This window comes from Intestinibacter sp., from assembly GCF_034113885.1.
Lineage (GTDB): Bacteria > Bacillota > Clostridia > Peptostreptococcales > Peptostreptococcaceae > Intestinibacter.
The window spans coordinates 1-6409 of sequence record NZ_JAXEWM010000133.1 but is presented as its reverse complement, the minus strand read 5'-3'; the positions used below and the strand labels follow the sequence as shown (position 1 = coordinate 6409).

Here is a 6409-nt window from a genome sequence, read left to right as displayed (position 1 = left end):
AAAAGTAAAATGAAAGACTAATTTCGGATATTTCGTTGGAGAAGAAGGCGCAAACTCAAACGACGATGTTCTACTTCACAAAAGACTTCTAAACAAACACACAGTAGAGGTCGGCGATGAAGTTGAGGTATTTATATATATGGACTCAGAAGGTAGACTTTCTGCCACTTTAGAATACCCAAAGGCAAAGCTAGGCGACGTCGCTTACCTAAAGGTAGTAGCCCACACTAAAATAGGAAGCTTTGTAGATGTAGGTCTTCCAAAGGATATCCTAGTTCCTTTCAAACAACAAACTTTTGAAATGACTAAGGGACAAAGATACCTATTCTATATATACCTAGATAAAACTGGAAGACTAGCCGCTACAACTGATATCTTCCCATATTTATCAACAAAACACGACTACAAAGTCGGCGATACAGTAGATGGAATCGTGTACGGCTTCCAAACAAACAACACAGCAATGGTATGTGTCGACAACAAATACGATGCAGTAATCCTAAACAACGAATACTTCACAGAACTAAAAATAGGCGACAAACTAGAAAATCTAAGAGTCATAAAAATTTACGAAGACGGCAAACTAGGTCTATCTCCAAGAGGCGAAAGAGCAGAAGAGCTAGACTCACTAGAAAAAGCCATAATGAGCTACCTAGAAGGAAACGACGGCTTCATGAGATTTAACGATAAATCATCTCCTGAAGAAATCAAAACAGTCTTCAACTCTAGCAAGAAAAACTTCAAAAGAGCCCTTGGAGTTCTAATGAAGAAAAACCTTATAACTCAAGACGAAAGCGGATGCCACAGAGTTTAATAAGCCCTCTTATAAATTCTGATAAAACTCACAAAGCTTGCTTACAAAAGGCTATCGAAAAAACTCGATAGTCTTTTATAATGCACCACAAAAACCTAGACTATATAGTTTTATAAAGATCCTCTCTATCCAATCCTAATTTCTCCAGAGTAAGCCCATCTCTGTAAAAATCAGTCTGAAGCATACTCGATGCAAGCACAATTATAGCATCGATATTAGGAGTCTTAACACCTAAAGCTTTACCTAAATCAGACCAAAAGACAAGCCCTGTAGATATATCCTCAGTAAAATAACGAGATGTCACACTAGTAGGCCCCTTTATCTGTGTAAAAACCTCACTCGTATTAAAATGCTCTTGTAGACTCTTATCGTCATCAGAGAAATATCCTCTGTTTTGTCTAGCTTCCAAAGCACCCTCTACCTCAAAACCAAGTGCTCTAGCCAACTCCATTCTTTCCTTTTCTACAGCCTTCAAAACATTTACTGTATGCTCTGTTATCCCTTCTCTATACAGCCAAAACTCACCATTAGAAAAATCGATCCTTCCCGCGTTTAATAAAGCTGGTCCAGGATGAACCTCAGGGTTTCCATTTTCTAAATTTATCTGTAAAATATTTTTAGCAGGCACAAAGCAGTCGTATAATTTACTACATACCTCAAATACCTCCTGATTATATCTAGATGGATAAGCCGCCAAAAATACCTTCTTTACTCTCAAGTACATCTCTACTCTTGCAGACTCTACAATCGCCCTAGTTCCATATGTCAACGTATTAGTCTCAGCTATCTTGAAGCTCTTATCTATGCCCATTTGCCTTGCCTCGTTTACAAATCTAACTGGAGCCATAGATGCTGCACTATTTACAAGTATTATTTGATCCTCATCTACCACAGGTGCAAGTATTCTCGCAAAATACTCTATAGCAACCCCTGGCGCCACTATCATAATTACCTCAGCTCCGTCTATAACTTCATTTATATCCTTGCTTATTAAATCTATCTTTACAAATTTACCCTCTACATCCTTATTATATCCAACAATATCGCCTTCACAAAAATACACTCCGCCTTGCTCCTTTATAAAATCCAAGTTCTTTGAAAAACGATCTGATTCAAACAAACTGACCTCAAATCCTCTATCCTTCAAATCTGCACAGGCAGTAATCCCTCCATTACCTGCTCCAATAATCGCTACCTTCATGTCAAAACCTCCTAAATGCTAACTTTATTATGCCTATAAATTATCTTTCTGTCTTATTATCTCGCCTTTTATTTCTTAACTATATTATTGACAAGATTTTTTATTTTAATCAATTTTTGCAAAATATTTTTTATAAAAATCGATTTTAAATCGACAAACGGCACAGTTAATATATTCTATTTTTTTGAACTTTATATGTATTTTGACTAGAAATATAAATTATTTCAAAACAAATATTTAATTTTTATCTATTTTATATTTACATATAAAAAAGCTTCCCCTATGATACTAATTTATCGTATCAATAAAGGAAGCATTTTTATCTATTTCAACAAGTCATTTACACTCTTTGAGCCATTTGGATATTGTGAATAAACAGTATATTCATTTCCAGCTTTATCCTTGTAAATCACATACGCTGCAGCTGTAATTTGTGTATCAAATTGAGCTCTATTTATATTTATTAAAGTTCCCAAATATGTTACATAATTTTGTTCTTCATTTACTTCATAATTGACTTTACCTACAGATCTAGCGATTTTTGGAGTATTTAGTGTTAATGATTCTCCTTCTGGTAATAATTTAACTGGAAGTATTATAGTTCCCTTTTCAACTATTTCATCGCCATCATCGTAAATCTTTGTACCAAATCTTATGCCACTCTTATCGTCTACTACTGCTTTGACTTGGGCTCCAAGCATTTTGACATGTGCCCATTTAGCTTTGTAAGTTACGTCTTTAGTATATGTAGCCCCTGATTTATATTCTGTAGTTATATCATCAGTATCTTCATACCAACCAACAAAAGTATATCCATCCTTAGTTGGTGCTTCTGGTGTATAGTTCAATTTGCCTTCTGAATCTACAGCTCTCTTTATCACTTGATCTCCATTATCTGGGTTGAATTTTACAATATTTTCTGCGTCTACTGACTCACCCTTTGGAACTGTATATGTCTTGTCAACTGTTCCATTTCCATCAATATCAACCTCAAGAACCATATCTTCTGTAGAAACTGGTTTAGTCCATATAACTGTGTTTTCAGTTATTGGAACATCTTCAATTGTTGTCTCACTTTGCAGTTCATCATCTGAATTATAGTAGCGTACAGCATAATCCATCGTACCTTCGCCAGTGCCATCTAGAACAACATTGTAATCATCGCTCTTATCTAAACAAAGCATTTTTATATCATCGTTTTGTCCTATAATATCAAGTCTACCAAAAGAAGATGATATATCAAGCCATGATGCTGATGAATCTAATACTTCTCCATTTGACTCGACATTTACATCGACTGGACAAGCCACACGAAGAACCATATAGTCAGATCCTTGTGGTTCTTGACTTAATGTTTGGTCGTCTGATAAAGTGCTAGTTCCATCTGTAATTTGTAATTTTTCTTTTATCCATTCTATTGTTTTAGCTTTTCTAACAATTTGAGTATGGTTTCCATCAGCAAAACAATATCTATCCTCAGGCAATCTCTTAACTGCTTGACTCATTGTTGATGAAATATATGGTACTGTACCATCGCCTTTTGTCTCATATTTTAAATCTTCTTCATAAAGTATCTTGGTTACATCATCGCTTTTGTTAAATACAATAGATGTTATAGTCTTTTGGTTTGTACCAATTAAGAAATAAGCCCTATCGTAATCTAATAGATTATTATATCCCGTACTTCCTTTAATAGCTTCTTGGAAAATTAGACCAGCATCGTACTTTTCTTTGAATATATTTTTACATATAGTTTTATACTCATCAAATGAAATCGCTTCTTCAACTGGTATACCTTTTTTATACATAGCAACCCTTGAAACATAATTTTTTGAAGGTACTAGCTCTGCAGCAGTAGTTATTTTTGTTTTTGTTTGCTTAGTTAATCCACCTACAAGCCCTAATGCAAAATCACCTAAAACATCTCCTGCTTTACTATCAGTCAAAATAAAATTATCGTCATCCGCTAAAATATCCCAGTTCTGCATCTTATTTATTATACCTGGGGCTCCCTCATAAGGAGTTCCACAAGTTATGATTTTATCTACCTTGTCTTCAGACTTATACTTAGACATATAGCTAGATGCAACTATTCCTCCCATAGAATGGCATACTAAATCTACTTTATCCGTATTTAATTCATTTATAAACTCTCTCAATTTATCAGCACTATCTAAATTACTTTCCATCCAGTTGTAGCCGAAAAAGTAAACAGGTCTATCAGTAGAATCACATAATGTATCTATAAGATTTTTATAAACGTTTCGTGCACCATACTCTCTATACTCTATCCCAAAAGAATTTTCATGTTCTTTTAGAAGTTGTTGATTTTGAGGCGGCTTAACATATACTTTTCCCAATAAATCATTAGATAAACCAACAAGAGAATCAGCACTTCCTACTATATCATCAACACCTACTTGTGGATCCCATATAACGGTACTTTTATCGTAGTCAAGTTCATATGCAGAAAATAATCTAGTTCCCATAACTCCAGGAAGTACTATAATAGGATCATCATCTGCAGTTTGCTCATATGAATTTAAAACGTTAACTGTACAAGTTACTGTAATTCCATCTGATGTTTCTCCAGTAATAGTACATGTTCCTGTTTTATCAAAAGTCTTAATTCGTAAATTTATAGTTATATCGTATATATCTGATGATTCATTTAAATAATTTGTAGCACAATTTATCTTAGCTACACTCTCATCGCTACTTGTCCATGTTATCTCATCTGTACTAATAGTTCTAGAGAAAAATTTCACATCTATACCACAAGTCGAGCTAGTATAAAAATTATAGCTATCCCTTTCTATTTGCATACACGTACCAAAGGCAGAATCATCTATATACTTATAAGGAATACTATGATCTATAGCATAAGTTTCTGATACAGAATCTTTATAAACATACATTGTCAAATTTGTACAACCATCAAATACAATATCACTGTAAGAATCGCCTATTTCAACTATAGTCTTTGGCATATATATTTCCTTCAAATTAGTACATCCTTGGAATGCATCATCGTCTATGTTTGTAACACCTTGGTATAATTTGATACTAGTCAATGACTCACATCCTTGGAATGAAAGTGAAGGTATACGTGTTATATTTTTAGGAATTACTATACTAGTCAAGCTCTTGCAATAGCGAAATGCTTCTCTATCTATTTCAGTTAATCCCTGTGGTAAAATTACACCATTTAAGCTAGAGCAATTAGAAAAAGCACCTGCGCCTATACTTTTCAAAGTCTCAGGTAAATCTATTGTTTCTAGTGATGTACACAGATAAAAAGCAAAATTTCCTATACTCTCTAAACCCTCTGGCAAATGTATTCCATTCAAATTATAACATCCATTAAATGCAGATCTTCCTATAGTTTCAATAGTACTTGGTATATTAACTTGCTTTAATCCATAACATGAACTGAACATGCCAAGCGGTATTTCAGTTAATCCTTCAGGAAGTGTCGCCTTATACAAACGGTCACATCCAGTAAACACATTTTCTCCTATAGTTTTAATAGTGTCTGGTACAGTAACAACTAATATATCACAATCATAAAATGCACGCTCACCTAAATTTTCTAAATTATTTGGTAATTTAACATCTCTTAATCTATCACACTTATAAAACGCATAATCTCCTATACTAGTTACACTTTGTGGTATACTTGTATTCACTAAATCAAAACATCCATTAAATGCATAATTTCCTATGTTCACCAAGCTATTTGGCATTGTAACATTCTCTAAGGTTTCACATGCTGAAAATGCATACGATCCTATTTCTGTGACTCCATCTGGTATCACAACAGTAACTAATGTACTAGATTCTGCAAATGCAGCTTCTCCTATTATTTTTACATCCTTTCCATCGATAGTAGAAGGAATAATTACTTCATCAGCATTTCCTGTATACTTAGTTATAGATACACCGCCATCTACATCAGTATATTCAAAATCTCCAGAAGCCGTACTCTCCGCCACAGTACTGACCTCATCTTCTGCTGAAGCTAAATTGAAACTATTTACAACTGATTGATAAATCCCCTCCATATCCGCAGTCTGTGCATAAGATATAATCTCGCCTAGACCACAATTAAATACAAATGAAATTGTAATTGCAAAGATTATTGCCTTCTCAAACCACCTTCTCATTTAAATCCTTCCCCCTTTCAAAAAAAATTATACCTATTTTACAAAAAAATTTATTTTTTATAACACATAGGAAATTATATTCATTTTCAAATTGTTAATAAATATAATTTCCGTATATGTGTTTCAAAAAAATCTACATTATAGATCTTTAGGATAGAGATTTTTTTACAATTTTATGTTATAAGTATAATTTAATTTTGTGGTTAAAACAATATTTTCCAAATTTAA

Annotated in this window: 2 protein-coding genes and 1 pseudogene; 1 reads left to right on the top strand and 2 read right to left on the bottom strand. The window is 33.5% G+C overall.

The window, feature by feature from the left end; genetic code table 11:
* Positions 1-13: 13 nt before the first annotated feature.
* A pseudogene (locus tag SPD90_RS08265) lies at positions 14-814 on the top strand (CvfB family protein); the annotation flags it as partial.
* Positions 815-914: 100 nt separating this feature from the next.
* On the opposite strand, the gene SPD90_RS08260 reads toward SPD90_RS08265, so the two are convergent.
* Positions 915-2015, bottom strand: a complete 1101-nt coding sequence (locus tag SPD90_RS08260; protein WP_320625348.1) for an NAD/NADP octopine/nopaline dehydrogenase family protein — start codon at positions 2013-2015, stop codon at positions 915-917.
* Between the two features lie 323 nt (positions 2016-2338).
* Positions 2339-6181: a leucine-rich repeat protein gene (locus SPD90_RS08255; RefSeq protein ID WP_320924909.1), complete on the bottom strand. Its 3843-nt coding sequence runs from the start codon at positions 6179-6181 to the stop codon at positions 2339-2341.
* Positions 6182-6409 lie beyond the last annotated feature (228 nt).

Excerpts from the sequence above, each read along its gene's own strand:
- SPD90_RS08260 (WP_320625348.1), bottom strand. The coding sequence starts at position 2,015 with ATGAAGGTAGCGATTATTGGAGCAGGTAATGGAGGGATTACTGCCTGT.
- SPD90_RS08255 (WP_320924909.1), bottom strand. The coding sequence starts at position 6,181 with ATGAGAAGGTGGTTTGAGAAGGCAATAATCTTTGCAATTACAATTTCA.